Raw genomic sequence first — 24,998 nt, forward strand, 5'->3', positions numbered from 1 at the left:
GGGGCCGGGTTGCGTGGCATTCCCACGCAATCATGGCTAGTCATGCGCGCATGCGCGCAATCGAACTCCAGAAGACGGGCAGCATCGAGGGCTGGGTGCAGGTAGAGCGGCCGGAGCCGAAGCCGGGCCCGGGGCAGGCCCTGGTGCGAATCCGCGCCGTGTCCCTGAACTACCGTGACTTGTTCATCGCGCTGGGCAGGTACCCGGGCAGCCGCCCGTCCAACCTCATCCCCACCTCGGACGGCGCGGGCGAGGTGGTGGCCGTGGGGGCCGGCGTCACGCGGGTGAAGCCCGGAGACCGCGTGGCGCCGACGTTCTTCCAGACGTGGACGGATGGGCCGAGGACGCCGGAGAAGGTGGCCCGCGCGCTGGGGGGCAGCGTGGACGGGGTGCTCGCGGAGTACGTCGCCGTGGACGCCGAGGGACTGGTGCACCTGCCGGAGCACCTCTCCTTCGAGGACGGTGCCACGCTGCCGTGCGCGGCCGTGACGGCGTGGAACTCGCTGGTGCCCGAGGGCGGGCTCGAGCCGGGGCAGACGGTGCTGGCACAGGGTACCGGCGGCGTCTCCATCTTCGCCCTCCAGCTCGCCCGGGCGCTCGGCGCGCGCGTCATCATCACCTCCAGCCAGGACGCGAAGCTGGAGCGTGCGAAGGGGCTCGGCGCGGATGGCACCGTCAACTACAAGCAGCACCCGAGCTGGGAGGAGCCGGTGCTGGCCCTGACGGGTGGACAGGGCGTGGACCACGTCCTGGAAGTGGGCGGTGCCGAGACACTGTCCCACTCCCTGCGCGCCACGCGGCCCGGCGGGCACATCTCCCTCATCGGCATGCTCAGCGGTGGCGTCGCGAAGCCGGACCCCGCCACCGTCGAGGCGAAGAAGCTGAACGTCCAGAGCACCTACGTGGGCAGCCGCGCCATGTTCGAGGACATGAACCGCGTCATCACCCAGCACCGGCTGAAGCCCGTCATCGACCGCGTCTTTCCCTTCGAGCAGGCGCGCGAGGCGCTGCGCCACATGGAGGCGGGCGCCCACTTCGGGAAGATTGTCGTCAAGCTCTGAAGCCGACGCGGCGGGGGCCGGCTTCGCGGCGCTACCGTTGACGGATGCCGGCCTGACGGCCCTGAGTACCCGCCGTCCGGCACCGGCAGTGAAATAAAACGAAGTGTGGAGATTCTCTCCAGGTAGGGTAGTCACGGGCGCGCCACGGGGGCGTCACGAACGCGTGACAGCCCCGGGCAAGCCTCGCCCGGACATCCGGGCGACCTGGAGGGACGGATGCTCGAGAAGCTGATGCCCAAGTCGGACGAGTTCTTCGACGACTTCGACGCGCAGTGTGCCGTCACCGTGCAGGGCGCGAAGCTGCTGCACGAGCTGCTGGTGGACTACCGGGACGTGCCCGAGCGCGTCCGGGCGCTCAAAGAGGTGGAGCACCGCGGTGACGAAGTCACGCACACCGCCTTCAACCGCCTCCACAAGCAGTTCATCACCCCGTTCGACCGCGGGCAGATTCACACGCTGCTGTCGCGCATCGACGACGTGCTGGACTTGACGAACGCGGCGGCGGCGCGGCTGCACTACTACGAAATCCAGACCAGCCTCCCGGACGCCACGGAGCTGGCGCGGCTGCTGGTGCTGAGCGCCCAGAAGGTCCAGGAGGTCGTCGCGGCGCTGCGGCTCATCAAGAAGCCGGAGCAGATTCTCGCTGGCTGCCAGGAAATCAAGCGGCTGGAGTCCCAGGCGGACGAGGCCCTGCGCGCGGGCGTCGGCCGGCTCTTCAAGAGCGGCGTGGACACGTTGACGGTCATCAAGTGGAAGGAAATCTACGACCTCATCGAGACCGCGACCGACAAGTGCCAGGGCGTGGCCAACATCATCGAAGGCGTGGTGCTGGAGCACTCCTGAGATGCTACTCACCGCCGTCGTCCTCATCGTCGCTGTCGCGCTGATTTTCGACTTCATCAACGGCTTCCACGACGCGGCGAACTCCATCGCCACCGTGGTGTCCACGCGCGTGCTGTCGCCCAACCTGGCCGTGGCCTGGGCCGCGTTCTTCAACTTCATCGCGGCGTTCGCCGGTGGCGTCCACGTGGCGAACACCATGGGCAAGGGCATCATCAACTTCGACATGCTCCGCGCCGAGGGCCCGACCGCGGTGCTCGCGGTCATCTTCTCCGCGCTGATGGGTGCCATCGCCTGGAACCTGCTGACGTGGTGGTGGGGACTTCCGTCATCCTCCTCTCACGCGCTGGCGGGAGGCATGATTGGCGCCACGCTGCCGGTGCTCGGCGTCAAGGGGCTGGTGGGCGCGGGCATCGCCAAGATTGCCGCCTTCATCGTGCTGTCGCCGCTCATCGGCATGTTCCTGGGCATCTCGATGATGCTGGCGAGCACGTGGTCGGTGCACAAGCAGACGCCGTTGCGGGTGGATGCCTGGTTCCGCCGGCTGCAGCTGGTGTCGTCGGGCATCTTCTCCTTCAGCCACGGCACCAACGACGCGCAGAAGGTGATGGGCATCATCGCGGTGGTGCTCTTCGGCACCATCTGGAAGGACCGGCCGTTCCACATCGACTGGTGGATGATCATCTCCTGCCACGCGGCCATCGCCCTGGGGACCTTCTTCGGCGGCTGGCGCATCGTCCGCACCATGGGGCACAGCCTCACCAAGCTGGCGCCCATCGGCGGCTTCAGCGCGGAGACGGGCGGCGGCGTCACCATCATCGCGCTGGCGCACTGGGGCATCCCCGTGTCCACCACGCACACGATTACGGGCGCCATCGTCGGCGTGGGCTCCACCAAGGGCTGGCGCGCCGTGAAGTGGGGCGTGGCGGGTCGCATCATCTGGGCGTGGGTGTTCACCATCCCCGCCGCCGCGCTCATGGCGGTGCTGGTCTACGGACTGACCCAGCTGGTCGTGCGCCTGGTGGGCTGAACGCCCCCGCGCGTAGTGCAACCGGGTATCACCTCACGGGTGGCTGGCTTGACTTGCATCCGCGAGTTCAGCCAGCCTTCCACTTCATGAGCGGCCTCCACGGGAGCATCGCGATGGGCGAGGGACATCTGTCCTCCGCCTCCGTGCGCCCGACGACTGCTCCGTCGTCCACCACCACCACCACCACGACTACCACTACCACCACGACTCCCCGCGGAGCGCGGGCGGTCTAGCTCGGAAACCTCCAGGTCTCCCAGCTCGGCCCCGCGCTCCCCGGCGCGGGGCTTTTTCGTTTTCACGCCATCCACCCTCCCAGGAGACCCCATGCAGCCCACCCCGCAGACGCCTCTCCCGCTGGCCCTCCCCTCCTCGCCGCCGAAGCCCGAGGTGTCGCCATGCGCGTGATGAAATTCGGTGGCACCAGCGTGGGCGGCGCGCAGCAACTGCGCCGCGTGGTGGATCTGGCGGCGGCGGCGCGGCAGGAGACGCGGGTCATGCTGGTGGCCTCGGCCGTGTCCGGCATCACCAACCTCCTCGTCGAGGCCGCACGGGTGGCCCAGGAGCGCGGCGCGGTGGACGGGCTGAGCGCCCGCTTCGAGGACACCCACGCCGCAATCTCCCGGGAGCTGGCAGACGAGCTGGGAGCGTCACGCCAGCGCCCGCTGGAAGAAGGACTCGCCGCCCTCGCCTCGGAGCTGCGCGGCCTGCTCCAGGGCGTGGGGCTGTTGCGCGAGTGCTCGCCCTCCGTGCTCGCGCACCTGTCGGGCCTGGGCGAGCGCGCCGCGTGCCTGATTCTGGAAGCGCTGCTGGAGGCGCGGGGCCTGGCGCCGCGGGCGGTGGACCCGCGCGAGGTGCTCCTCTGCTCGGGAGACCCGCTCCAGGCCACGCCGATGATGGACGAGATTCGCGCGCGCTTCGCCCCGCTGCGCGAGGGCGGCCCGGGACTGATGCTGATGCCGGGCTTCTTCGGCGGCGACGGCAAGGGCAAGACGCTGTCGCTCGGACGCGGCGGCTCGGACTACTCGGCGGCGCTGGCGGCGGCGGCGCTGGACGCCGAGCTGCTGGAAATCTGGACGGACGTGGACGGCATCTTCAGCGCGGACCCGCGCCTGGTGCCCGAGGCCTTCCCCCTGCCGGAGGTGAGCTTCGAGGAGGCGATGGAGCTGGCCTACTTCGGCGCGAAGGTGCTCCACCCGAAGACGATTGCCCCGGCCCGCGAGCGCGGCATTCCCGTGCGCGTCTGCAACAGCTTCCGCCCCGAGCACCCCGGCACCCGCGTGACGGCCGCCGCCGCCCCGCCCCAGCACCCGGTGCGCGGCCTGTCCTTCCTGCGCGACATCGCCCTCGTCAACATCGCCGGCGCGGGCCTCAAGGGCGTGCCGGGCACCGCCGCCCGCGTCTTCGAGGCCATGGCCCACGCCAGCATCTCCGTGGTGCTCATCACCCAGGGCTCCAGCGAGTGCTCCATCAGCTTCTGCGTCCAGCAGGCCGAGTCCGAGCGCGCCGTGCGCGCCCTCGAGGCCGCCTTCGAGGTGGAGCGCGAGGCCGGCAAGGTGGACACGATTGAGCGCCAGGGCGGGCTCGCGGTGCTCAGCATCGTCGGCGACGGCATGCGGCACCGGGTGGGCGTGGCGGGGACGTTCTTCAGCGCCCTGGCCGACGTGGGGTGCAGCATCGCCGCGATTGCGCAGGGCTCCAGCGAGCGCAGCATCTCCGCCGTCATCTCCGAGACGGACGGCCCCCGCGCCATGACGCACGTCCACGGCCGGTGCTTCGGCACCACCGAGGTGGTGGAGTTGCTGGTGGCGGGCGTGGGCAGCGTGGGCGGCGAGCTGCTGCGGCAGGTGCGCCAGCAGGCCCCCAAGCTGCGCGCGCACGGCGTGGACCTGCGGGTGTGCGCGATTGCCAACAGCCGGCACTGCGTGGCCTCCAGCGAGGGCATTCCCCTGGAGGGCTGGGAGGCGAAGCTCGCCGAGGGCGGTGACGGCCCCGCGCTGGACACCTTCCGCGACTGGGCCCGCGCCAAGCGTCCCGGCCGCCCCATCTTCGTGGACTGCACCAGCAGCGAGGACGTGGCGCTCGCCTACCCGTCGCTCATGGAGGCCGGGCTCCACGTGGTGACGGCCAACAAGAAGGCCAACGCCGGCCGGGGGAGCCACTGGCGCGCGCTGCGCGAGACGGCGTCCCGGCACCAGCGCCGCTTCCTCTACGAGACGAATGTCGGCGCGGCCCTGCCCGTCATCGACACGCTGAAGAACATGGTGCGCACGGGCGACCAGGTGCTGCGAATCGAGGGCATCCTCTCCGGCTCGCTCTCCTTCATCCTCGGGCTCGTCGAGGAGGGCGTGCCGCTGTCGCAGGCCGTGGGCACCGCGATGGAGCGGCGCTTCACGGAGCCGGACCCGCGCGACGATTTGCAGGGCACGGACGTGGCGCGCAAGGTGCTCATCCTCGCCCGTGAGCTGGGGCGCAACGTGGAGCTGGAGGGCGTGGCGCTGGAGTCCCTCCTCCCCGCGGACTTCGATGCATCCGGCCCGCTCGACGCGTTCCTCGCCCGGCTGCCGAAGGTGGATGCCCACTTCCAGCGCCGCGCGGAGATGCTCCGGAAGGAGGGCAAGGTGCTGCGCTACGTGGGCCGCGTCAGCCCGGAGGGGTGCTCCGTGGGGCTGGTGCCCGTCCCCCTCGAGCACCCGCTGGCGGCGGTGAAGGGCGGAGAGAATGCGCTCAGCTTCCTGTCCGAGCGCTACAGCCCCACCCCGCTGGTGATTCGCGGCTACGGCGCGGGCGCGGCGGTGACGGCGGCCGGCGTGCTCGCGGACGTGCTGCGCCTGGTGGAGGGGCCGCTGCCCTGACGCCTGCTCGGAAGGCCGCCGCCGGAAGAGCCCCCCTTCCCGCGGCGGCGCTCCAGCGCCCACATCGGCAGGCCTCCTACCTGGGGCCCGCGTTCCAGAATCTCCGTCGATGAGAACGTCCCGCCCGGGCCCGGCGCATTTGAAGTTGCCCGGAGAACTGCCCAGAATGCCCCGCTGCCCTCGACTCGTGAGCGGCAGGGGGAGAACGGAATGTTCGTGTCTCGCAGGTCAGACTGGGGCTTCACCGGAAAGACGCTGGCACTCGCGCTCACGCTCGCGCTGGTGGGCTGCGGCGACGACCCTGGTGGCGGTAACGAGGAGTGCAAGGGCGACGCGGGCAAACCGATGACGCTGAGCGGCAAGGTGACCTACGACTTCATCCCGGCCACCTACTCGACGTCCACGCGGACGGGCACGCTGGGCTTCGCGCAGGCGGCCGTGCGGCCGGTGCGCAGCGCGGTGGTCCAGGTGCGCCAGGGGACCAACATCCTCACCACCGGGGCGACGGACGAGCAGGGCAACTACCAGCTCAGCTTCACCCCGGGCGCCTGTGGCTCGCTGTCGCTCGTCGCGCTCGCCAAGTCCACGAACCCTGAAATCCAGGTCGAGGACAACACGGACGGCGATGCCATCTGGGCGTTGGGTGACAGCATCACCGCCACCACCACGACGAAGAACCTGCACGCGACGCACGGCTGGACTGGGGCGGCCTACAGCGCCAATGCGCGCACCGCGGCGCCCTTCGCCATCCTGGACAGCATGTACACCGCGTCCAAGGCCTTCATGGCGGTGCGCTCCGTCACCTTCCCCGCGCTCAAGGTGAACTGGAGCCCGGACAACGTCCCCCAGAGCGGGGACAAGAAGACCGGCGCCATCAGCACGTCGCACTTCTCCTTCACGGAGAACGAAATCTACATCCTCGGGAAGTCGGGCGTGGACACGGACGAGTACGACTCGCACGTCATCGTCCACGAGTGGGGGCACTACTTCGAGGCCAACCTTTCGCGCGCGGACAGCCCGGGCGGACCGCACAGCACGGGCGACGTGCTGGACCCGCGCCTGTCCTTCGGCGAGGGCTACGGCAACGCGCTCGCCGCCATGCTCCTGCCGGAGTCGATGTACGTCGACACGCTGTGGACGAACTCGCCCAGCGGCCCGCCGCTGGCCTTCGGCTTCGACGCGGAGACGGCGCCCAGCCCCACGGATGACGCGTCGCCGAGCGTGTTCTCCGAGTCCAGTGTCATGCGCGCGCTCTATGACATGTACGACTCCGGCTCCAACGAGGCGTACGACGGCGTGGCGCTGGGCCTGGGGCCCATCTACGACGTGCTGGTGGGGCCCCAGAAGTCGACGGACGCGCTGACCACGATGGGCTCCTTCATCGCCGGCCTCAAGGCGCAGTCGGGGGTGAGTGCGTCCGCGGTGGACACGCTGATGGCCCACTACGGGGTTGGCGCGGTGACGTCGCCCTTCGGCGAAGGGGACTCGAAGCTGCGGGCCATGTACACGCTCGTGCCCAACGCGTACCCGTACTCCGCCACCGCCACCCTGCGCGGCAAGGCGGACTACAACAAGCAGCAGCAGAACCGCTACTTCGTGTTCTCGGGCACCGGCCGGACGATGAACATCTCCGCGGCGAATACGTTGGAAGACGTGGGCATCGAAATCTACAAGCGCGGCGAGAAGGTGGGCTCCGCGGACGAGTCGTACCAGGGCACGGAGTCGGTCAGCATCCCCAGCACGAGCGGCGCGCAGTACGTGCTGGTGGTGACGGGCTACAGCGCCAAGGACCAGAACTACGACGCCAACGTCTCCATCACCAGCCCCTGAACGAGGAGCACACATGAATCGCAAGGCACTCGCAGTCCTCTCGGGCCTCCTCGCGCTGACGGCGCCGGTGGCCTGCAGCTCCCAGGCGAAGTCCACGACGCCCCCGGCCAGCTCGGACACCTCCAAGGTCGCCGCGCCCGTGGTGGTGGAGGCGAAGGTGGACGACAAGCAGGCGCACGTCACCCTCCGCTTCGACTCTCCGGCCAGCGACGTGCAGGTGAACGTCTCGGGCGTGGATGGCCTGGCGGTGAAGAGCGCGGGCTCGCCCGTGAAGGGCGGCAGCTTCGCGCGCTCGGACGAGACGTCCTTCGACGTGGACTTCACGCCCGGGCCCGGCCGCTCGCTGCTGGTGGTGGCCGTCACCGGCACCTTCCAGGGAGCCCCCATGTCGAAGGTGGTGAGCTTCTCGGTGGGCACGCCCACCACGGAGCAGCAGAAGACGTCCGGCACCACCGTCACCGGCAGCGACGGTGAGCGCATCAAGGTCATGCCCTCGGGCGGCCAGTAGCCGCACGGCGAGCAGCCCATGAGAGGCACGGCGGGGCGAGCGGGGATTCCTGCTCGCCCCGTTGCTCGTTCCAGGCTCGTGAAAGGCGCCCGCCGCGAAGGAGGACTGCGCGAAGCCCCAAAAAAACACAGCGGGAAGCGCGCCCCCCGACGCACTTCCCGCCGTATGAGCCACCTTGACGGGGCTCCAGGACCTCAGACTCCAGAAAAAAAAGCATTGGGAGCACGCCCCCTCGACGTGCTCCCAATGACCACGCGCTCCCACTCTGGAGCGCCCCCTACCCCGTTTGAAGCCAGCCCCCCCGGGCTGACCTCCCCCCACCCTCAGACGCAAAGCGTCCGAAACCTTGAGTGCCGTCAACGGCCCGGACACCCTCCCCGCCCACCTTTCAGACGCTCTGCGTCCGAAGCCCTTGGGCACCGCGGCTCTGCCCCGGCGCCCCCACCTTTCGAAAATAAATACGCACGGGGCCCGAATTCTTGAGCGCGGCCCTATTTATTTTTTCAGGCCCACAGGGAACCACACCCGCCGACGCGTCAGCCCACGGCCTGGGCCTCGTGCTCCAGGGACGCCGGGGCGTCCGCGAGCCGGCGCAGCAGCCGCCGGCGCACGACGTCGATGTGCTCGCGGAAGTAGTAGAGGTTCTCCGAATAGGAGAGCGGCATGGGGATGCGGTTGACCTCGCGCTCGGCCTCGTCGAGCCGACGCAGCATGTCACCCAGCGTCTCCCGGTCTGGATTCTCGTCGAGCTGGAGCTCGATTTCCTTCAGGCGCGCGTACCAGCGGACGATGCGCGAGCGCACCCGCCAGAGGAAGAGCGCCGGCACGGCGCGGAAGAGGGGCACCACCACGGCGATGATGGGCACGAGCATGACCCAGAGCCGGTCCACCAGGTTGGCGGCCCAGAACGGCAGGTAGCGCTGGAGCAGCGGCACGCCGGACTCGTAGTAGCGGCGGGCCTCGCTGCTCAAGGGGAAGCCCGTCTCCAGCGGCGCGGGGAACTCGCCCGTCTTGTCCAGCATGCCGGCGCTGCCGTGGACCTCGCTGGCGGCACGCAGGAGCAGGTACGCGAGCGCGGGGTGCAGGGTGTCCTTCGCCACGAGGTTGGCGGTGGGCGCCAGCACCGTCACGTCCTGAGAGGGGACGTCCGCCGCGAGGTCGAACACGCCGCGCGGCAGCACGTGCCGGGTGAGGTAGGTGAAGCGGCGGGTATAGGCTTCCGCGCGGGCGAAGCTGAGCACGTGGATGCCCGGCACCGCCGCCAGCTTCTGGATGGCCGGAGACTCCGCGGGCGAAACGAGGAACACCGCGTCGAGCTTCTCCTGCTTGAGCTGTTCAATGGACTCCTCTCGGCCGAGGGAGATGAGCTGCGTCGGCGCTTCGTCCACCTTGTTGGCCTTGAGCATCGTCAGGGCGAGCGAGCGCGTGCCGCTCTCCTCCGGCCCCACGGAGATGCGCCGGCCGCGCAGCGCGCGCACGTCTTCCATCGGCTCGCCCCGGTAGAAGACCCAGAGCGGCACGTAGGAGAGGCTGCCCAGCGAGACGACGCTCGCGGCCTTCTCCGCGCTGACGGTGCCACTCTGCACGAAGGCGACGTCCACGCCCGAGTTCTCGTCGGCGAGCAGCTCGATGCTGGTGACGGAGCCCTTCGTCGGGCGCACCTCCAGCTTGATGCCGTCTCGCGCGAGGATGGCCTCGTACTTGCGCGCGTAGAACCGGAAGCCGCCCTCGTCCTGCGGCGTCGCGATGACGAGCGTCTTCGGGGGCGCGGGCTTGACGAAGTAGAACGTCACGGCGAACGCGATGCCGATGAGGACAATCGCGGGGCCGAGGGTCAGCCACAAGTCGCGGCGAATCGTGCGCCGGAGCTGGGCCTTGATGAGGTCCGTCTTCTTCATGGTGGGGGCGGAGTATAGACGCCGCCCGCCCTTCCCCGCCGGGACAGGCCGGACGGAGCCCGGGCAGGCATGCGGCCCGCGACGGTGACGACACCCCCTGGCGGCGGTGGAGGCGCCACCACCGCCAGGGATGCGCCGGGCTCCGGGTCAGCTGTCGCCGCGCCGCTTGGCCCGTCCCCACTTCCTGGCGGACACGATGAGGGTGCTCAGCTGACGCCGGTGCTCGCGCCGCGCCAGCGGGTCCGTCTGGCGGACCTGGTGGGCCTGCTCGCGCCGGAGCTTCTCGAAGCTGTCGAGCCGCGCGGCCTCGAGCACGCCCCCCGCCACGGCTTCCCGCACCGCGCAGCCCGGCTCGCTCCGGTGCTCGCAGTCGGTGAAGCGGCACCCGGCGGCCAGCTCGAGGATGTCCGCGAAGGCCTGGCCGACGCCCTCCTCGTCGCCCCACACGCCCAGCTCGCGCATGCCCGGGCCGTCGATGAGGAGCCCTCCGCCGGAGAGCACGAACAGCTCGCGGTGGGTGGTGGTGTGGCGGCCGCGGCTGTCGTCCTCGCGGACGGGCTGCGTGGCCAGGCGCTCCTCGCCCAGCAGCCGGTTGACGAGCGTGGACTTGCCCACCCCCGAGGAGCCGAGCAGCACGCCCGTCTTCGCGGCGGGCAGCCACGCGCACAGCGCCTCCACACCCTCGCCGGTGTGCGCGCTCAGGGCCAGCACGGGCACGCCGGGGGCGAGCGCCTCCACCTCCTGGACGCGCGCCTCCACGTCGCCCAGGAGGTCCGCCTTGCTGAGCACCACCACGGGCGCCGCGCCGCTGTTCCAGGCCAGGGCGAGCGCCCGCTCGAGGCGGCGGGGATTGAAGTCGTCGTCCTGCCCGGCCACCAGGAACACCACGTCCAGGTTGGCCGCGATGAGCTGGCCCTCGCGCTCGCGGCCCGCCTCGCGGCGCACGAGGACGCCGCGGCGTGGGAGCACGGCGTGGAGCAGCGCCTCGCCGTCACCGGAGGAGAGCTGGAGCGCCACCCAGTCGCCGATGGTGGGCAGCGCCTGGGCGTCGGGCGCCTCGTGGAGGAGCCGCCCGGCGGTACGCGCGAGGAGGACACGCTCGGAAGTCTGGACGGAGAGCAGCCCGCGCGCCTGGCGCACCACGCGGCCGGGGACGAGGGGAAGGGAGGACTGTGAGAGGACGTCGGAGAAGGCGTGAGCGAGGGCTGGATTCCAGCCGAGAGACTCGAGGGACACGGGAAGGAACTCCGGACACGACGGCGCCAACAGGCGCACCTGGTTCTTCAGGGCACCCGGAGGGGAGCGGACCGCGCTGCGCCGGAACTTCGTGGCCGCTAGGCGGCCCGCACCCTCGGGGCGGACAGGGCCTTCACCGTCAGGACAAGGTCCGGCTTCATGGTGCCTCCGAGGTACGTGGGGCAGACGTCCATCGCCGCCCGTCGCGTCCCTTCATAACAACTCCTCCTCCCGCGTCCAACGTCCAGAACCGGGCACTCCACCCCGCCGGGCAATGTGCGCCCGCACGCGGAACGTCAGGGGGACTGGCATGACCGGGGACATGAGCCCATGTTGCCGCCGGAACGAGCGCCCCCCTCCGGTGTCCGACACCAGGCCGCTCTCCTGTACCCCCTACCTGGAGGGAACCCCTTGAGTGCCGCAGTCGACGTGCGCGGCGTGACATCTCCTGGAGCCAGTCCCGCGGTCCTCCTCGTGGAGGACTCGGCGGCGGATGCCATCGCGCTCCAGCGGGCGCTGCAGCCGCTCGGCGTCGCGCTCGTGTGCGTGACGTCGGGCGAGGAGGCCGTCCAGGCGGTGGAGCGACAGGACTTCGTGGCGGTGCTGCTGGACGTCTACCTGGCGGGCACCTGGGACGGCTTCGAGACGGCGCGGCGCATCCGCGAGACGCCGGGCCACCAGGCCGTGCCGCTGCTCTTCATGACGGGCTCGGTGGAGGACGCGCTGCTGCCCGCGCGTGCCTACCGCGCCGGCGCGGTGGACTTCCTCCACAAGCCCCTCTTCGCGGAACAGCTCACCGCCAAGGTCTCCGTGTTCCTGGAGCTGTGGCAGGCGCGGGAGCGGGAGCGGTGTGACTTGCGCGCCCGCGAGGCGCACGCACTGCGGCGCGCGGAGGCGGAGCGCCAGCGGGTGGATGCCCTCAACGCCACGCTGGTGGCCCACCAGGAGTGGCTCCAGTCCGTCCTGCAGCGGCTGCCCGTGCCCCTCATCCTGGTGGAGCGCGACACGGCCCGCATCCTCTTCGCCAACACCCGGGCCGACGAGTACTGGGGCGCCACCTTCCCCCGGGCGATGTCGGAGGACGACTACGCGCGTGCCTTCGCCCTGGTGGACCTGACGGGCCGAGAGCTTGCCCCCTCGGAGTACCCCGCCGTGCGCGCCGCGCACGGGGAGAACATCACCGGGCTCCAGCTCCTCGCGCGCACGCCCCGGGGGCAGCGGGCCGTGCTGGTGGACACCGCGCAGGTGCCCGCCCTGGGTGAGCGTCCCGCCTGCGCGGTGGTGACCTTCCAGGACATCACCCCCCTGAAGGAGGCCGAGCTCGCGCTGCGCAAGCGCGAGGTGGACAACGCCCGCCTGTACCAGGCCTCGCAGCAGGCGGTGCGCCTGCGCGACGAGTTCCTGTCGGTGGCCAGCCACGAATTGCGCACGCCCCTGACGCCCATCCGCATCAAGGTCCAGGCGCTGCAACGCCAGACGCAGGCCGCGGCCGGAGGCGTGCTCCCCGCGGACAAGGTCGCCTCCGTGCTGGACACGGTGAGCACGCAGACGCGGCGGCTCGGAAGGCTCGTGGACGCGCTCCTGGACGTGTCCCAGTTCAGCGCCGGGCGGCTGGAGATCCACCGAGAGCCGGTGGACCTCGCCGGCCTGCTGCACGAGGTGGCCGCGTCCTTCGAGGCGGACTGCGCGAAGGCGGGCTGCCGCCTGGACCTGCACGCGCCGGGGACGGTGGTGGGTGCGTATGACCGGCAGCGGATGGAGCAGGTCGTCTCCCACCTGCTGGCCAACGCCGTGAAGTACGGCGCGGGCCGGCCCATCCACCTGCGCCTGGAGGCGGACGGTGGGAGCGCGCGACTCACGGTGAGGGACGAGGGCATCGGCATCTCCCCCGAGGCGCTGCCGCGCCTGTTCGGCAAGTTCGAGCGCGCGGTGTCCGAGCGCCACTACGGCGGCCTGGGCCTGGGCCTCTACCTCGCCCGCGAAATCGTCGAGGCCCACGGCGGCACCATCCGCGTGGAGAGCCAGCCCGGCCTGGGGGCCTGCTTCGAGGTGGCCCTGCCGCTCGGCCCGATTCTTGGCTGACGGGAATTCCGGGTACAGCGGGTGGCAGCTTGGGACTATCGTCCCCGCCATGACGACACCCCCTTCCGCGCCCCCCGCGGACCTCGGCATGAAGCGCGCGGTCTCCCGCTGGGAAATCGTGGGCTTCTCCATCAACGATGTCATCGGCAGCGGCGTGTACCTGCTGCCCGCGGCGGCGGCGGCGAACCTCGGCTCGGCGAGCGTGGGCGCCATCGTCCTCGCGGGGCTGGGCGTCTTCCTGCTGGTGCTCTGCTTCGCGGAGGCGGCGAGCTACTTCGACCGGCCCGGCAGCGCCTACGTCTACACGCGCGAGGCCTTCGGCGACCTGGTGGGGTTCGAGGTGGGGTGGATGACGTGGCTGGCCCGCGTGTCCTCGGTGGCGTCGCTCTCCGCGGGCTTCGCGCGGGCGCTGGCCTACCTGTTGCCGCAGGTGAATGACGGCGTGGGGCGCGGGCTGGCCATCGCCCTGCCGCTGCTGTTGCTCACCGCCATCAACGTCGTGGGCGTGAAGTCCGGGGCGCGCACGGCCGTCTTCCTGGCGATTACGAAGACGGTGCCGCTGCTGCTCTTCATCGGCGTGGGACTGTTCGCCATGTCCTGGGAGCAGGCGACGTCCGTGGTGCCCAAGGCGGACGGCAGCCTGGGCGCGGCGGTGCTGCTGCTCCTCTTCGCCTACGCGGGCTTCGAGAACACGGCCGCGCCCGCGGGCGAGTTCAAGAATCCGAAGCGCGACGTGCCCTTCGCGCTGGTGGTGCAGATTGGCGTCGTCACCTTCATCTACACCGCGGTGCAGTGGGTGGCGCTGGGCACGCTGCCGGGCGTGGTGGTCGCGAAGACGCCGCTGGCGGACGCGGCCGCGCGTTTCCTCGGGGGTTGGGGCGGGCTGCTGATGACGGTGGGAGCGGTGCTCTCCATCCTGGGCACCAACAGCAACACGGTGCTCGCGGGGCCGCGCTACCTGTACGCGCTGGCCCGCGACGGCTTCGGCCCCGCGCCGCTCGCGTCCCTGCACCCGCGCTTCCGCACGCCGACGGTGGCCATCCTCACCCAGACGGCCATTGCCCTGCCGCTGGCCTTCTCCGGCTCGTTCGAGGTGCTCGCCACACTGTCGGTGGTGGCCCGGCTGGCCACCTACTTCGGCACCGCCATGGCCATCCCCGTGCTGCGGCGCAAGCTGCCCCAGCAGCCGGGCGCGTTCCGAATCCCCGGCGGGCCGGTGGTGCCCATCGCCGCCGCCTCGCTGTGCGTCGTCTTCGCCTTGAGCGCCCAGCCGCGCAACCTCATCGCCGGGGCCATTGCCCTCGTGGTGGGCGGCGCGCTGTACGCGCTGCGCAGCCCCGCTCGGACGGCGGCACCGGAGTAGGCCCGGGGCGCCTCTCAGCGGCCCTTCCACCGCACGTCCTGCTTCTCCACGGTGAGGAGGAGCCGGATGGCGGTGATGGCGGACTCCACGTCCACCGGGTCGCCTGTAATCGCGTCGCGGTAGAGGAAGGACTCGCCGATGCGGATGATGACGTAGGCCAGCGCGTCCAGGTCCATCACCGGCCTCAGGTGGCCCTGCTTCACGGCCTCCTCCAGCGACGCGCGGATGCTCGCGGCGCAGCGCTGCTCCACCGTGCTGCTGCGCGACATCAGGATGCGCATGGCGTACTCGGCGTCCTGCTGGACGAAGCGGCGCAGCGGCGCGTCCGTCACCAGCAACTCGAACAGCCGCCGGGTGACGTCCGCGATGAGCTCCGGCCCCTCGCCACGCGCGCCTTGACGGGCGGCGGCGAGGGCCCCCTCGAACAGCGAGGAGATGACCTCGCCGTAGAGCAATTCGCGGCTGCCCACCCAGCGGAACACCGTGGCGCGGCTGACGCCCAGCGCCTGCGCCATGCGGCCGATGTCGAAGCGCTCGCCCTGCCTCCACCAGGCCAGCGCCAGGGCGAAGAGGTCCTGGGGCGTGGCCTTCGAGGGCGCCTCCAGCCGCCGCGCCAGCGGAGTGGGCCGGACGGGCACGCGCGCGCGGCGGGACGGCGGGGCCGGACGCTCCGGAGCCTCGGGCGCGGCGCGGCGCTTGAGCGCGCGGGGTGACTTCACGTGGCGCTCTCCAGCAGCTTGCGCCGCCGGCGCCGGGCCCCCGCCACCACCAGGCGCTGGTACAGCGTGGGCAACATCCGCTGCATGAGGTCGATGAAGACGGCGTCACCACCGATGAGCTGGCGCCGACGATTCTTGAGGATGGCGGAGAGGATGTCCGAGGCGGCCTTCTCCGGCGTGGTGGAGAAGGACTTCTCGAAGTCGCTGGTGGAGCGCTCGTCCGTCCAGCCCTTGCGGTGCGTCACCCGGGCGCTGCGGGCGATGTTGGTCTTGATGCCGCCGGGGTGCACGCAGGTGACGCCAATGGGGACGGACTCCACCTCCAGCTCCTGGCGCAGCGCCTCGGTGAAGCCCTTCACCGCGAACTTGGCGGCGTTGTACGCGCCCTGCGTGGGCACGCCGATGAGGCCGAACACGCTGGAGACGTTGACGATGTGGCCCTCGCCCGCCGCGCGCAGGTGCGGGAGGAAGGCCTTGGTGCCGTACACCACGCCCCAGAAGTTGATGTTCATCAGCCACTCGAAGTCCTCGTACCGGGTGTCCTCGATGGTGGCGCCCAGGGCGACGCCCGCGTTGTTGATGACGACGTGGACCGCGCCCAGCGTCTGCACCACCGCGTCCGCCCAGGCATGCACGGCCTCGCGCTTCGCGACATCCACCCGCGCCGCGTCCACGCGCACGCCGTGCGTGCGGCACTGGTCCGCCGTCTCCCGCAGGCCCTGCTCGTTCACGTCGGACAGCGCGACGTCGCAGCCGTTGCGCGCCAGCAGCACCGCAGTCGCCCGGCCAATGCCCGAGCCCGCACCGGTAATCGCGGCGACTCTGTTCTTCACCGTCTTCATGGGCTGCCTTCCGTGACTCGCGTGGGGATTCGCATCGACACCGGGGACGCTCGCTCGGGCAGGGGCCACGGCGCGGGGAGCGCGGCGGGCCCGCGGCGATGCGGAAAGATGGCCACGTACTCGGAGGGCTCGAAGCGCTCCACGCGCCGCCGGTAGGTGAAGGTGAAGCCCGGCCAGAGGGTGGAGTTGCGCCCCGTGGCGTCCAGGTACCAGCTCACGCAGCCGCCCCGCATCCACACCGTCCCGGACATGCGCGTGTCGAGCTGCTGGTTGAAGTCGGCCTGGGCCTCGGGCGTGGGCTCCACCGCGGCCAGGCCCCGGCCCTCCAGGTAGCGCAGCGCGCCGAGCACGTGGTCAATCTGGCTCTCAATCATCAGGATGACGGAGGTGTGGCCCAGCCCCGTGTTGGGCCCCAGCAGCATGAAGAGGTTGGGGAAGCCGCTGACGGTGGTGCCCAGGTGCGCCTTCATGGTGCCGCCCCACGCCTCCACCAGCGAGCGCCCGTCGCGCCCGTGGATGTGGCGGGCGATGGGCATGTCCGTCACCTGGAAGCCGGTGCCGAAGATGATGGCGTCCACGGCGTGCTCGGTGCCGTCCGCCGTGACGATGGCGTGCTCGCGCACCTCGCGGATGCCGTCGGTGATGATGTCGACATTCGGCTGGGAGAGCACGGGCAGGTAGTCATCCGAGACGAGGACGCGCTTGCACCCCAGGGTGTACTTCGGCGTCACCTTCGCGCGCAGCACCGGGTCGGGGACGGAGCGCGCCAGATGCCTGAGCGCGCGCCGCTGGGCCAGCTCCAGAATCCACGGGTGCATGAAGCCGAGCGCCATCAACTCGCGCAGCGCGTAGATGGCGCCGCGTAGCAGGCGCTGCGCACCCGGCAGGCGCTGGTACAGCCGCCGCATCCGCTCGCTGATGGGGCGGTCCATCCTGGGCATCACCCAGGGCGGGGTGCGCTGGAAGAGGAGCAGCCGGCCCACCTGCGGTTGGATGGCCGGGACGAACTGGATGGCCGAGGCCCCTGTACCGATGACGGCCACCCGCCGGCCCGCGAGCGCGTAGCCAGAATCCCACCGCGCCGAGTGCATCACCTTGCCCTGGAAGCGCGCCAGGCCGGGCAGGTTGGGAATGGCGGGCTCGCTCAGGCCCCCCACCGCGGAGATGAAGACGTCCGCGGTGTAGGGGCCCTCGGACGTCTGGAGATGCCAGCGCTGCTGCGCGTCATCCCACCGGGCCTCCTGGAGGGCGTGGTGGAAGCGCACGTGCGGCCGGATGCCGAAGCGGTCCGCGCAGTCGCGCAGGTAGGCTTGGATTTCCCCCTGCGGCGAGAAGGCCCGGGACCAGGCCGGGTTGGGCGCGAAGGAGAACGAGTAGAGGTGGGACTGCACATCGCACGCGCAGCCCGGGTACGCGTTGTCACGCCAGACGCCACCCACGTCGTGGGAGCGCTCGAAGATGACGAAGTCCTGGAGCCCGGACTGCTTGAGGCGAATGGCCATGCCGAGGCCGCCGAAGCCACTTCCCGCGATGGCGATGTGGAAGTGGGGGGGACGTCGCGTGGGCACTGGAACCTCCCGGGGGAACAGGGGGCGCCCATGCTACAGGAGGGCGCATTGAAGCGGGATGCGTCGAACTGGAAATATGACGCATGGGCGACGGGTGGCCGGGCTCCCTCGAGGCCGGGGGCTCGGGCGGGGCGAGGCCCGGCTGCTTCGCCGGTTCGGGTGGATATGGTGGGGGGCGCCTGTTAGTGCAGGCGTTCGCCAAGGAGTCGCCGTGTTTCGATTCGAGAACGACCGGGCGCTCATCGAGTCCTTCCGCTCGCGAGACCGCCGGGTCATCGAGATGCCCGAGGGCATCACCTTCCCGCTCTTCGTCCGGGACTACCTCGCCTGGACGGAGACGTCCGGCGCGCGCGTGTACCTCATCTTCTCCGCGCCCGGCAGCCGCAAGCCCATTGGCATCATCTTCCGCCGCGAGCCGCCCGGCGGGGAGCCGACCTACCGCATGTGCGAGTGGTGCCACAGCTACGGCTCGTCCAGCGAGGTGGGCATGCTCACCACCGACGTGGACAACAAGCGCCGCGTCGGCGTGACGCTCTGCAATGACCTGCGCTGCAAGGAGAAGCTGGAGGACGCGGCGGACCGCTCCGGACGCCACCCGCTCCAGTTCCTGGAGCAGCTCAACGCGCGCATGTTCCGCTTCGCACACGAGGCGCTCGGCATCGAGTCCCCGCCGCAGCCCGCGGTGTAGTCGCGTTGCACGCGGCGGGACGCTCATGCGGCGTCTCCCGCTGTCGTGCCGCGAAGCAGTTTGGCAAGAAAGAACAAAGCTATCAACGGCTTGCGGCCTGCCGTACTCCCCTGACCCGACCGGGACGTTCCGTCCAGGGTTGCTCGGAGGAGTCACGCATGAACGCACCGTCCGTCTCGCGCACGGCCACCGTCGAAGGCATGCAGCTGCACTACCGGGTGTGGGGGGAAGGGCCTCCGCTCGTGTTGCTGCACGGCTTCACCGGCGCGGGCGAGGACTGGAGGCATGCCTTCGACCTCGACGCGCTCGCGGCGCGGTACCAGCTCATCGTGCCGGACCTGCGCGGCCATGGGCGGAGCAACAACCCGGAGGACACCTTCACCGTGCGCCAGTGCGCGACGGATGTGCTCGCGCTGCTGGACTCCCTGGGCATCTCGCGCTTCCGCGCCGTGGGCCTGAGCCTGGGTGGCAACACGCTCCTGCACATCGCCACGCGGGTGCCTGCGCGCGTGGAGCGGATGGTCATCGTGTCGAGCCCGCCCTACTACCCCGCCCAGGCCCGCCGCATCATGGCCCTGCTGACGGAGGAGACGCGGACGCCGGCCGAGTGGGCCGAAATGCGCGCGCGGCACGCGCTGGGGGATGAGCAGATTCGCGCGCTGTGGCGACATGGGCGTGGCTTCGCGGACAGCTACGACGACATGAACTTCACGCCGCCGTACCTGGCCACCATCACCGCGCCCACGCTCATCGTGTACGGCGACCGTGATCCGCTCTACCCCGTGGAGCTGGGGCTGGAGCTGTACCGCGCCATTCCCCAGTCACGCCTGTGGGTGGTTCCCGGAGGGGGACATGGCCCCATCTTCCTGGAGCACCGAGCCGCCTTCGCACAGACGGCGCTCGCGTTCCTCGGCGAGGACGCCGCCCTACCCGCTTGATGGGCCCTTCACGCCGGACCACGAGCGACACGTGAAGTCACGCGATGCGTCAAGCCACCTTGACGCACCCCTACCTTGACGCCCTCCCGACATCTGCATCAGGATTTCGACAGTAACGTGGGAATTTTCCCATGAGGGGGAAACATGTCGAACTGGTTTGACGATGTGATGCCGCAGGGGGAGGGCGAGGCGACGGTCGAGACGGTTCCAGCCGGAGCCCGCAATCCCAACCGAGCCGATGATCCGCGCTACTACACCGTGGAACCGGAGCCTGGGGCACAGGGTCGCCGCCGGGCTCCCACCCGGCCGCCTCCGGAGGACCGCGGCGACTTCTTCTCGGGCAACGACGTGACGGCGGATCCCTTCAGCGCCGCCCAGCCCGCCAGGGAGCCCATGGACGCGCATGAGCCCGAGCCTCGCGGCCGCCGGCCGGGGCAGAGGCTTCCGCCCCGGCATCCGCCGGAGCGGTCGCCGGACGAGATGCGCTCCTTCCTGAGCGAGGAAGGCCCCTCGCTTCCAGCCCTCCGGGAGCGGATGGGCCTGCCGCCGCTCCCTGAGCAGGGAGACTTCGCGGGTGGCGACGAGGCGGCGGAGGCCTTCACCGAGGAGGCGCCGCAGGGGGACGCGGGGGACGGCGGGTTCTTCACCGCCGAGAACGACCCGTTCGAGGTGCCCGTCATGGCCGGCATCGAGGCGGACCCCCACCAGCAGCGCCGGAACGAGATGTACGACAAGCTCGACAAGGTCGCGGGCGACATCGCCGCCGTCGGAACCATGGTGGGCACCGTCAATCCCGCGGTCGGGAAGGGCATTGCCGTCGCCGGCGCGGGCCTCCGGGTCGGGAATGAAATCGGCCGCAAGGTGGGCGCCGTCATCGATGACGCCTACGACCGCGACGATGCCAACCGTCAGCGGTGGCACGAGCAGGACCTCGACCGCATGAAGAACCAGAAGGCGCGGGAGAAGATCAACAAGACGACGCCGCGCGGCCACAACAAGATCACCGAGGACTGAGCGACATGCCCATTCGTCCGGACCCGGCAAAGAACAACGAGAAGACGGTCTTCTGCATCAACTGCCCTGGCGTGATCCTCAACCTGGCCAACTGCCGGTTCACCATCGAACCCGATGAGGGCTACGAGGAGGACCTGCCGCTCCCGTTCTTCGCGGCGTCCTGCATGAAGTGTGGCTACACGGAACTGTACCGGGACGGCTACCTCTTCCAGAGCAACCGCCCAGCGGAGAAGACCCGATGACACAGGTGATTCTGGGACCCGGCGAGGCCGTGAAGAAGCAGGCCATCGCCAAGACACGCAAACCGAACGAGACCTTCTACTGGGACTACCTGGCGACGATGACGAACAAGCGCATCTTCGCCGAGGACCAGCTTGGAACCTTGATCTTCAACTTCTACCTCAAGGACATCGACCGGGCGGAAGTCCACAAGAGCTTCTGGAAGGGCAACAGCGTCCACCTCATCCTGCGCAACGGCAATGACTTCATGTTCAAGCTCATGAAGGACAACATCAACGTCGATGAAGTCGCGACGCAGGTCTGGGTGAACACCATCAACCAGGTCCAGCTCGTCATGAAGAATCAGGTGCCGCAGACGCCCATGCGGTAGCAACCGCCGTCAGCTGAAAGCACCCCGGTGCGGCCCGTTCAGGTCAGTGTGCCCAGAAACGGTCCAGCGCGGTCCGCACCGGGTTGTCCATGCCCGGCTCCTCGAACACCGACTCCACGGCCTCCAGGAAGGCCCTCACCGCCGAGCGCTGTGCGGCATCCAGCGCACGGGTGAAGGCCTGGAACCCTCCGGCCCGCTCGTGCTCCATGGCCTGCCACTGCGCGGCGCTCCGGCCGCCCGGCGGTGGCCCGCTGGAGGGCTCCGGGGCGGTGAGCACGGACACCGCCGACTCCAGCACCGCGAACGACACCGGGTCCAAGGTCTCGGTGAGGAACGCGGTGAGGTACGCGGGCAGGTAGTACGCGAGCGCCTCCGGCGTGAGGTGCCGCAGGGCCACCCCCGCCATGCCCCACCCGAGCAGGGTGGGACCCGCGAGGCGCTTCCATGGAGCGCCCGCGAAGAAGCGGGACACGCCCGCCGCCTCCGGGTCTTCGTGTCGGTGTGCCTTGCCCGCCGGGTCATGCCACTGGCCCCCCCGGACCACGACCCCGCCCTTCGGAAAGGGCCGGTCCGGGAAGGCGCCCTGGAGCTCCGCCAGCGCCAACTGCACCTTCGCGGAGTCCAGTGTCACCATCAGAGGGGGCACCCGTTGGTCGCCAGACGGCACTCGCAGACAGTCACGCGCTCGTAGGCGATGACCTCCTCATTGTAGTGCGTCGTGTTGCCACCACGGAAGCACGTGGTGTTCACCGCGCTGCGCGCCAGTGCACACCGCAGGTTCCGGTCCTTGGCCGCCTGCAACGCCACGCAGTCGGCTCCGCGCACGGGGTACGGCCGGCAGCTCGGCGCGCCATGGCACTCCGTGTCCACCACGGCCTGCAACGCCAGGTGCTGCGCGTAGGTGCAGTCGCCCGGAGGCGTCATCCCGTTGCCAGGGAAGGAAGGCGACGGCCCGGCGAAGGCGGGAGTCGCCCCCAGTCCCAGGAGTAGCAGCAGTGCCGCCAGCGCGGGCTTCGCCGCCGCTCCCGCCGCGGGAGCCAGGGCCGGCAGGGAGGCAATCAGCAGGACGATGGCGATGATGATGATGGCGATGAGGATGATTTCGAAGATGGGCACGCGCACCGGCTCGCGCTTCCGGTCCGGGTCGCACGGGTCATCCGAGCCGCCATTCAGACCGCCGTTGATGAGGTAGGCGGCCGCCCCCGAGTCCGGGTCCTCGATGATGTAGCCCACGCCCTTCCAGTTGCCGTGCACCGGCGCGCGCTCGGACACCATGACGTGCTTGCCTGCCAGCACCGCGTCGTAGATCTCCCCCTCGATGTCCGCCGGGAGGTTCAGCCGCGGGGCGATGTCGTCGTAGTTCTCCGAAGTGATGCGGTAGATGGGAATCTGCTGCTGGTTGGCGTCCTTCAGCAACTGCACCGCCGACACGCCCGAGCCCTGCTCCCGCTTGAAGAGCGAGTCGAACGTCCTGCCCTCCAGCAGCGAGCCGAACGTGCCCGTCAGCCGGAAGACCTCCGTCGTGCTCCCGTTCGCCCGGTCCACCGCCGCAATCAACGAGCGCGCCACATCCATCTGCCGCGACACGTACGAGCCGGTGCGGGGGATGCCGAAGAAGTAGCCCACCTGCAGCGGCACGGAGAACAGGCCGATGGACGGCATGCGCATCACCAGCGCGTTGCGCGTGGACGCCACCACCTCGTTCAGCGCGTCGTACTGGGCCCAGTAGTACAGCGCCACCGTGTGCAGGTTCTCCGCCGCCGTGTTCGAGGGCCCCTGGGTGAAGCGCCGGTGAATCATCTCCTGCGTGACGCCCTGGCCGTTGATGCCGAACACCATCTCCTCGCCCGCCGTCACCTCGAACTCCTCCGGCCCGCTGCCCGGGTCTCCCGGCGAGAGGAACCGCGCCTCCCAGGTCTGCTCCGTGCCCATGGGGCTCGCGGGGCCCTGCGCCTGGTCCACGCCGTCCACCTGCACCACCGGGCGCACGTGAATCTGGTACAGCGGCAGGCTGTCGCCGGGGCTGCTCCGGTAGCTCGCCAGCACCGCGGCGTCCGCCGCCGTCGCGGGCGCGTACGTCACGCCCAGCCGCTTGCCCGCCAGCGAGGGCAGGTCCACCGTCCAGGTGAGCGAGGACTCCCCCACGGCCCGGTCGAAGGCGGACGCGTACAGCGTGAGCTCCACGCGGTGGCGCAGGCCGTCCGGCAACCGGTTGAAGCTGTTCGTGCGGGCCACCACCCGGTTGGGGAGCGCCCCGGCCAGCACGCTGCCCGTCTCGGGGATGATGACGCGCGCGCCGGTGAACTCGGACACGCTGCGCTGGGTGCCGAACTGGAACTCGATGTCCGCGCGCATCTTCAGCGTCCACGCGTCATACGCGGCCTGGTCCAGGCCGGTGAAGGAGCCCGTCTGCAGGTCCTCCGTCGCCGTCGCCATGATTTGCGCCGCCGCCGCGTCCACCCCGACGGGGACCGCCGCCTTCAGGTCCACCGGCGTGGTGAACGTGTACTGTTTGAAGGACGCATCCATCGCCACCCAGGAGTCCGGCTCCTTGTTGATGGCGCCGCGCGAGGGCACGAAGTCCACCAGCGCCTCCACCCACACGTGCTCCATCCGGATGCTCCGGATGGCGCCGCCCTGGGCCAGCGCGACGTTGGGGATGCCGCCCTGCCCCATGAGCTGCTGCGCCGCCTCCGGCCGCGTGACGCCGCCCACCCAGTTCATCACCTGGCTGGCCGGCACCTCGATGGTGCCGTAGACGTAGCGCGCGGGGATGCCGGCGGCCCGGTACAGGGCAATCAGTAGACTCGACGTGTCGAAGGCATTGCCCCGCCGGTTCAGCAGCGTCAGGTCGCTGCCCTGGAGCGAACCGTAGCTGGGCACCCACTGGATGTTGTTGCGGACCCAGTTGTAGATCTCCACCGGGTTGTTGTTCAGGCTGGCCGCGAGGTCGCGGATGGGCTGGGTGAGCTGCACGTCCTCCGTCGCCGCCAGCGCCTCCGGGGGCACCGGCACCGCCAGCGAGGCCTGGGCGTCGGCACCCGCTGACCTGCCGAGAGCGCCCGCCGCGCGGCGCCCCGCATCCTCCGTCCCGGCCAGCGACGCGGGGAAGGCCTCGGGGGTGGTGGCCGGCTCGCGCACCGTCGCGTCGGGGGCGCGGAAGGGCAGCTTGTCCAGCCGGGCCCGCTGATGCATGCGGCCCTGTGGGTTCTTCTCGAAGAAGGCGGCCACCTGCTCCACCGCCGCGGCGCGCTCCGCCGGCTGGTTCGCGTCATCCGCGCGGGCCAGCCGCGCCGACAACTGCTGGAGCTGCGCCTGCCGGGCCCGGGCCTGCTTCAGCGCCGCCCGGTGCCGCTCCAGCACCACGGGCGGCAGCTTCTGCGCCTTCAGCTCGCGCTCGGCGGCCTGGAACGAGGACTCCACCGCCGCCCCCGACGACACCGCCTCCGCCAGCTGCGTTCGGAGCGCCTTCACGTCCTGCGCTCCCGGCCGCACGCCGCGAGCCACGGGCCGCGCCAGCTTCGCGCGCTCCGCCACCGCGACGAGCCGCTGGCCGTATTGCTCCTCCGCCGTGGGCACGGGCCGCTTCAGCGCGTCGACCTCGCACCGGTTGGCCCCCGCGCCCGGGGACGCGAGGGGCGACAGGAAGGGCACCGGCGCGGCCGGGCCCGACGGCACCGCGCCGTGAGCCAGGCGCTGCGCCCGCGCCGCCGCCAGGCGCATGGCCGGCTGTGCCGCCGCGGCCATGGGCTGGAGCGAGAGGACGACCATCGCCACCGTGACCGTTACCGAGATGCCCTGCATCCATCCGTTGGGACGGTGGGGCGCTGCTTCAAGAGGTGCCTGCATGACGGATTCCTGCCCCCTCATGTCCCCCGAAGGGGACATCAATCCATGACTTGGTTGGCCTGTGGTTCCA

General features: G+C 70.5%; 21 protein-coding genes. 13 read left to right on the plus strand and 8 right to left on the minus strand.

The genetic code is table 11. The annotated features are described in order from the left end of the window. Positions 1-50 precede the first annotated feature (50 nt). From OV427_RS07840 to OV427_RS07850, 3 genes are all read left to right on the plus strand, one after another. A complete protein-coding gene (locus OV427_RS07840) occupies positions 51-1,061 on the plus strand; it encodes a zinc-dependent alcohol dehydrogenase family protein (protein WP_267855482.1) in 1,011 nt (336 codons plus the stop codon). Between the two features lie 216 nt (positions 1,062-1,277). Beyond that, complete coding sequence (locus tag OV427_RS07845) at positions 1,278-1,904, plus strand: DUF47 domain-containing protein (protein ID WP_164001520.1); 627 nt, start codon at positions 1,278-1,280, stop codon at positions 1,902-1,904. Between the two features lies 1 nt (position 1,905). After that, positions 1,906-2,931, plus strand: a complete 1,026-nt coding sequence (locus OV427_RS07850; RefSeq protein WP_267855483.1) for an inorganic phosphate transporter — start codon at positions 1,906-1,908, stop codon at positions 2,929-2,931. Positions 2,932-2,998: 67 nt separating this feature from the next. Here OV427_RS07850 and OV427_RS07855 read toward each other — a convergent pair whose 3' ends face one another. Then, complete coding sequence (locus OV427_RS07855; protein WP_267855484.1) at positions 2,999-3,133, minus strand: hypothetical protein; 135 nt, start codon at positions 3,131-3,133, stop codon at positions 2,999-3,001. A 193-nt stretch (positions 3,134-3,326) separates the two neighbouring features. Here OV427_RS07855 and thrA point away from each other — a divergent pair, with 193 nt between their 5' ends. The 3 genes from thrA to OV427_RS07870 all read left to right on the plus strand — a co-directional run bounded on the left by thrA (position 3,327) and on the right by OV427_RS07870 (position 8,121). Then, a complete protein-coding gene (gene thrA / locus OV427_RS07860) occupies positions 3,327-5,783 on the plus strand; it encodes a bifunctional aspartate kinase/homoserine dehydrogenase I (protein ID WP_267855485.1) in 2,457 nt (818 codons plus the stop codon). A 210-nt stretch (positions 5,784-5,993) separates the two neighbouring features. Further along, the gene (locus OV427_RS07865) at positions 5,994-7,613 is read left to right on the plus strand and encodes a hypothetical protein (protein WP_267855486.1); all 1,620 of its coding nucleotides are present in this window, start codon (positions 5,994-5,996) and stop codon (positions 7,611-7,613) included. A gap of 13 nt (positions 7,614-7,626) precedes the next feature. Next, positions 7,627-8,121, plus strand: coding sequence for a hypothetical protein (locus OV427_RS07870; RefSeq protein ID WP_267855487.1), 495 nt, complete (start codon positions 7,627-7,629; stop codon positions 8,119-8,121). 536 nt (positions 8,122-8,657) lie between these two features. Here the strand turns inward: OV427_RS07870 and OV427_RS07875 are convergent. Further along, positions 8,658-10,019 (minus strand): TAXI family TRAP transporter solute-binding subunit, encoded by a 1,362-nt coding sequence (locus OV427_RS07875; protein WP_267855488.1) that lies wholly within the window; start codon positions 10,017-10,019, stop codon positions 8,658-8,660. A gap of 147 nt (positions 10,020-10,166) precedes the next feature. After that, the gene (rsgA, locus tag OV427_RS07880; RefSeq protein ID WP_267855489.1) at positions 10,167-11,255 is read right to left on the minus strand and encodes a ribosome small subunit-dependent GTPase A; all 1,089 of its coding nucleotides are present in this window, start codon (positions 11,253-11,255) and stop codon (positions 10,167-10,169) included. A gap of 411 nt (positions 11,256-11,666) precedes the next feature. Here rsgA and OV427_RS07885 point away from each other — a divergent pair, with 411 nt between their 5' ends. Further along, a complete protein-coding gene (locus OV427_RS07885) occupies positions 11,667-13,337 on the plus strand; it encodes a hybrid sensor histidine kinase/response regulator (RefSeq protein WP_267855490.1) in 1,671 nt (556 codons plus the stop codon). 49 nt (positions 13,338-13,386) lie between these two features. Next, positions 13,387-14,700, plus strand: coding sequence for an APC family permease (locus OV427_RS07890; protein ID WP_267855491.1), 1,314 nt, complete (start codon positions 13,387-13,389; stop codon positions 14,698-14,700). Between the two features lie 14 nt (positions 14,701-14,714). Here the strand turns inward: OV427_RS07890 and OV427_RS07895 are convergent, their stop codons facing one another. Genes OV427_RS07895 through OV427_RS07905 form a run of 3 tightly spaced genes read right to left on the minus strand, consistent with a single transcriptional unit; the run spans position 14,715 to position 17,829 of the window. Further along, positions 14,715-15,419 (minus strand): QsdR family transcriptional regulator, encoded by a 705-nt coding sequence (locus OV427_RS07895; RefSeq protein ID WP_267855492.1) that lies wholly within the window; start codon positions 15,417-15,419, stop codon positions 14,715-14,717. After that, a complete protein-coding gene (locus OV427_RS07900; RefSeq protein WP_267855493.1) occupies positions 15,416-16,261 on the minus strand; it encodes an SDR family NAD(P)-dependent oxidoreductase in 846 nt (281 codons plus the stop codon). Before OV427_RS07900 ends, OV427_RS07895 begins: the two co-directional genes overlap by 4 nt. After that, on the minus strand, positions 16,258-17,829 hold the full coding sequence (locus tag OV427_RS07905) for a flavin-containing monooxygenase (RefSeq protein WP_267855494.1): 1,572 nt from the start codon (positions 17,827-17,829) through the stop codon (positions 16,258-16,260). The genes OV427_RS07900 and OV427_RS07905 overlap by 4 nt, the downstream gene beginning before the upstream one ends. A gap of 211 nt (positions 17,830-18,040) precedes the next feature. Here OV427_RS07905 and OV427_RS07910 point away from each other — a divergent pair, with 211 nt between their 5' ends. The 5 genes from OV427_RS07910 to OV427_RS07930 all read left to right on the plus strand — a co-directional run bounded on the left by OV427_RS07910 (position 18,041) and on the right by OV427_RS07930 (position 21,079). Beyond that, complete coding sequence (locus tag OV427_RS07910; RefSeq protein ID WP_267855495.1) at positions 18,041-18,517, plus strand: FBP domain-containing protein; 477 nt, start codon at positions 18,041-18,043, stop codon at positions 18,515-18,517. A 158-nt stretch (positions 18,518-18,675) separates the two neighbouring features. Continuing rightward, positions 18,676-19,455: an alpha/beta fold hydrolase gene (locus OV427_RS07915; protein ID WP_267855496.1), complete on the plus strand. Its 780-nt coding sequence runs from the start codon at positions 18,676-18,678 to the stop codon at positions 19,453-19,455. Between the two features lie 144 nt (positions 19,456-19,599). Continuing rightward, positions 19,600-20,469 carry a hypothetical protein gene (locus OV427_RS07920; protein ID WP_267855497.1) on the plus strand — a complete coding sequence of 290 codons (870 nt, stop codon included), beginning with the start codon at positions 19,600-19,602 and terminating at the stop codon, positions 20,467-20,469. Between the two features lie 5 nt (positions 20,470-20,474). Beyond that, a complete protein-coding gene (locus tag OV427_RS07925) occupies positions 20,475-20,711 on the plus strand; it encodes a hypothetical protein (RefSeq protein WP_267855498.1) in 237 nt (78 codons plus the stop codon). Beyond that, positions 20,708-21,079, plus strand: a complete 372-nt coding sequence (locus OV427_RS07930; protein WP_267855499.1) for a hypothetical protein — start codon at positions 20,708-20,710, stop codon at positions 21,077-21,079. Before OV427_RS07925 ends, OV427_RS07930 begins: the two co-directional genes overlap by 4 nt. A 43-nt stretch (positions 21,080-21,122) precedes the next feature. On the opposite strand, the gene OV427_RS07935 is transcribed toward OV427_RS07930, so the two are convergent. After that, positions 21,123-21,713, minus strand: coding sequence for a DUF6714 family protein (locus OV427_RS07935; protein WP_267855500.1), 591 nt, complete (start codon positions 21,711-21,713; stop codon positions 21,123-21,125). Continuing rightward, positions 21,713-24,928, minus strand: coding sequence for a transglutaminase domain-containing protein (locus OV427_RS07940; protein ID WP_267855501.1), 3,216 nt, complete (start codon positions 24,926-24,928; stop codon positions 21,713-21,715). The genes OV427_RS07935 and OV427_RS07940 overlap by 1 nt, the downstream gene beginning before the upstream one ends. Positions 24,929-24,998 lie beyond the last annotated feature (70 nt).

Origin of the sequence: Pyxidicoccus sp. MSG2, assembly GCF_026626705.1 — a bacterium.
GTDB lineage: Bacteria > Myxococcota > Myxococcia > Myxococcales > Myxococcaceae > Myxococcus.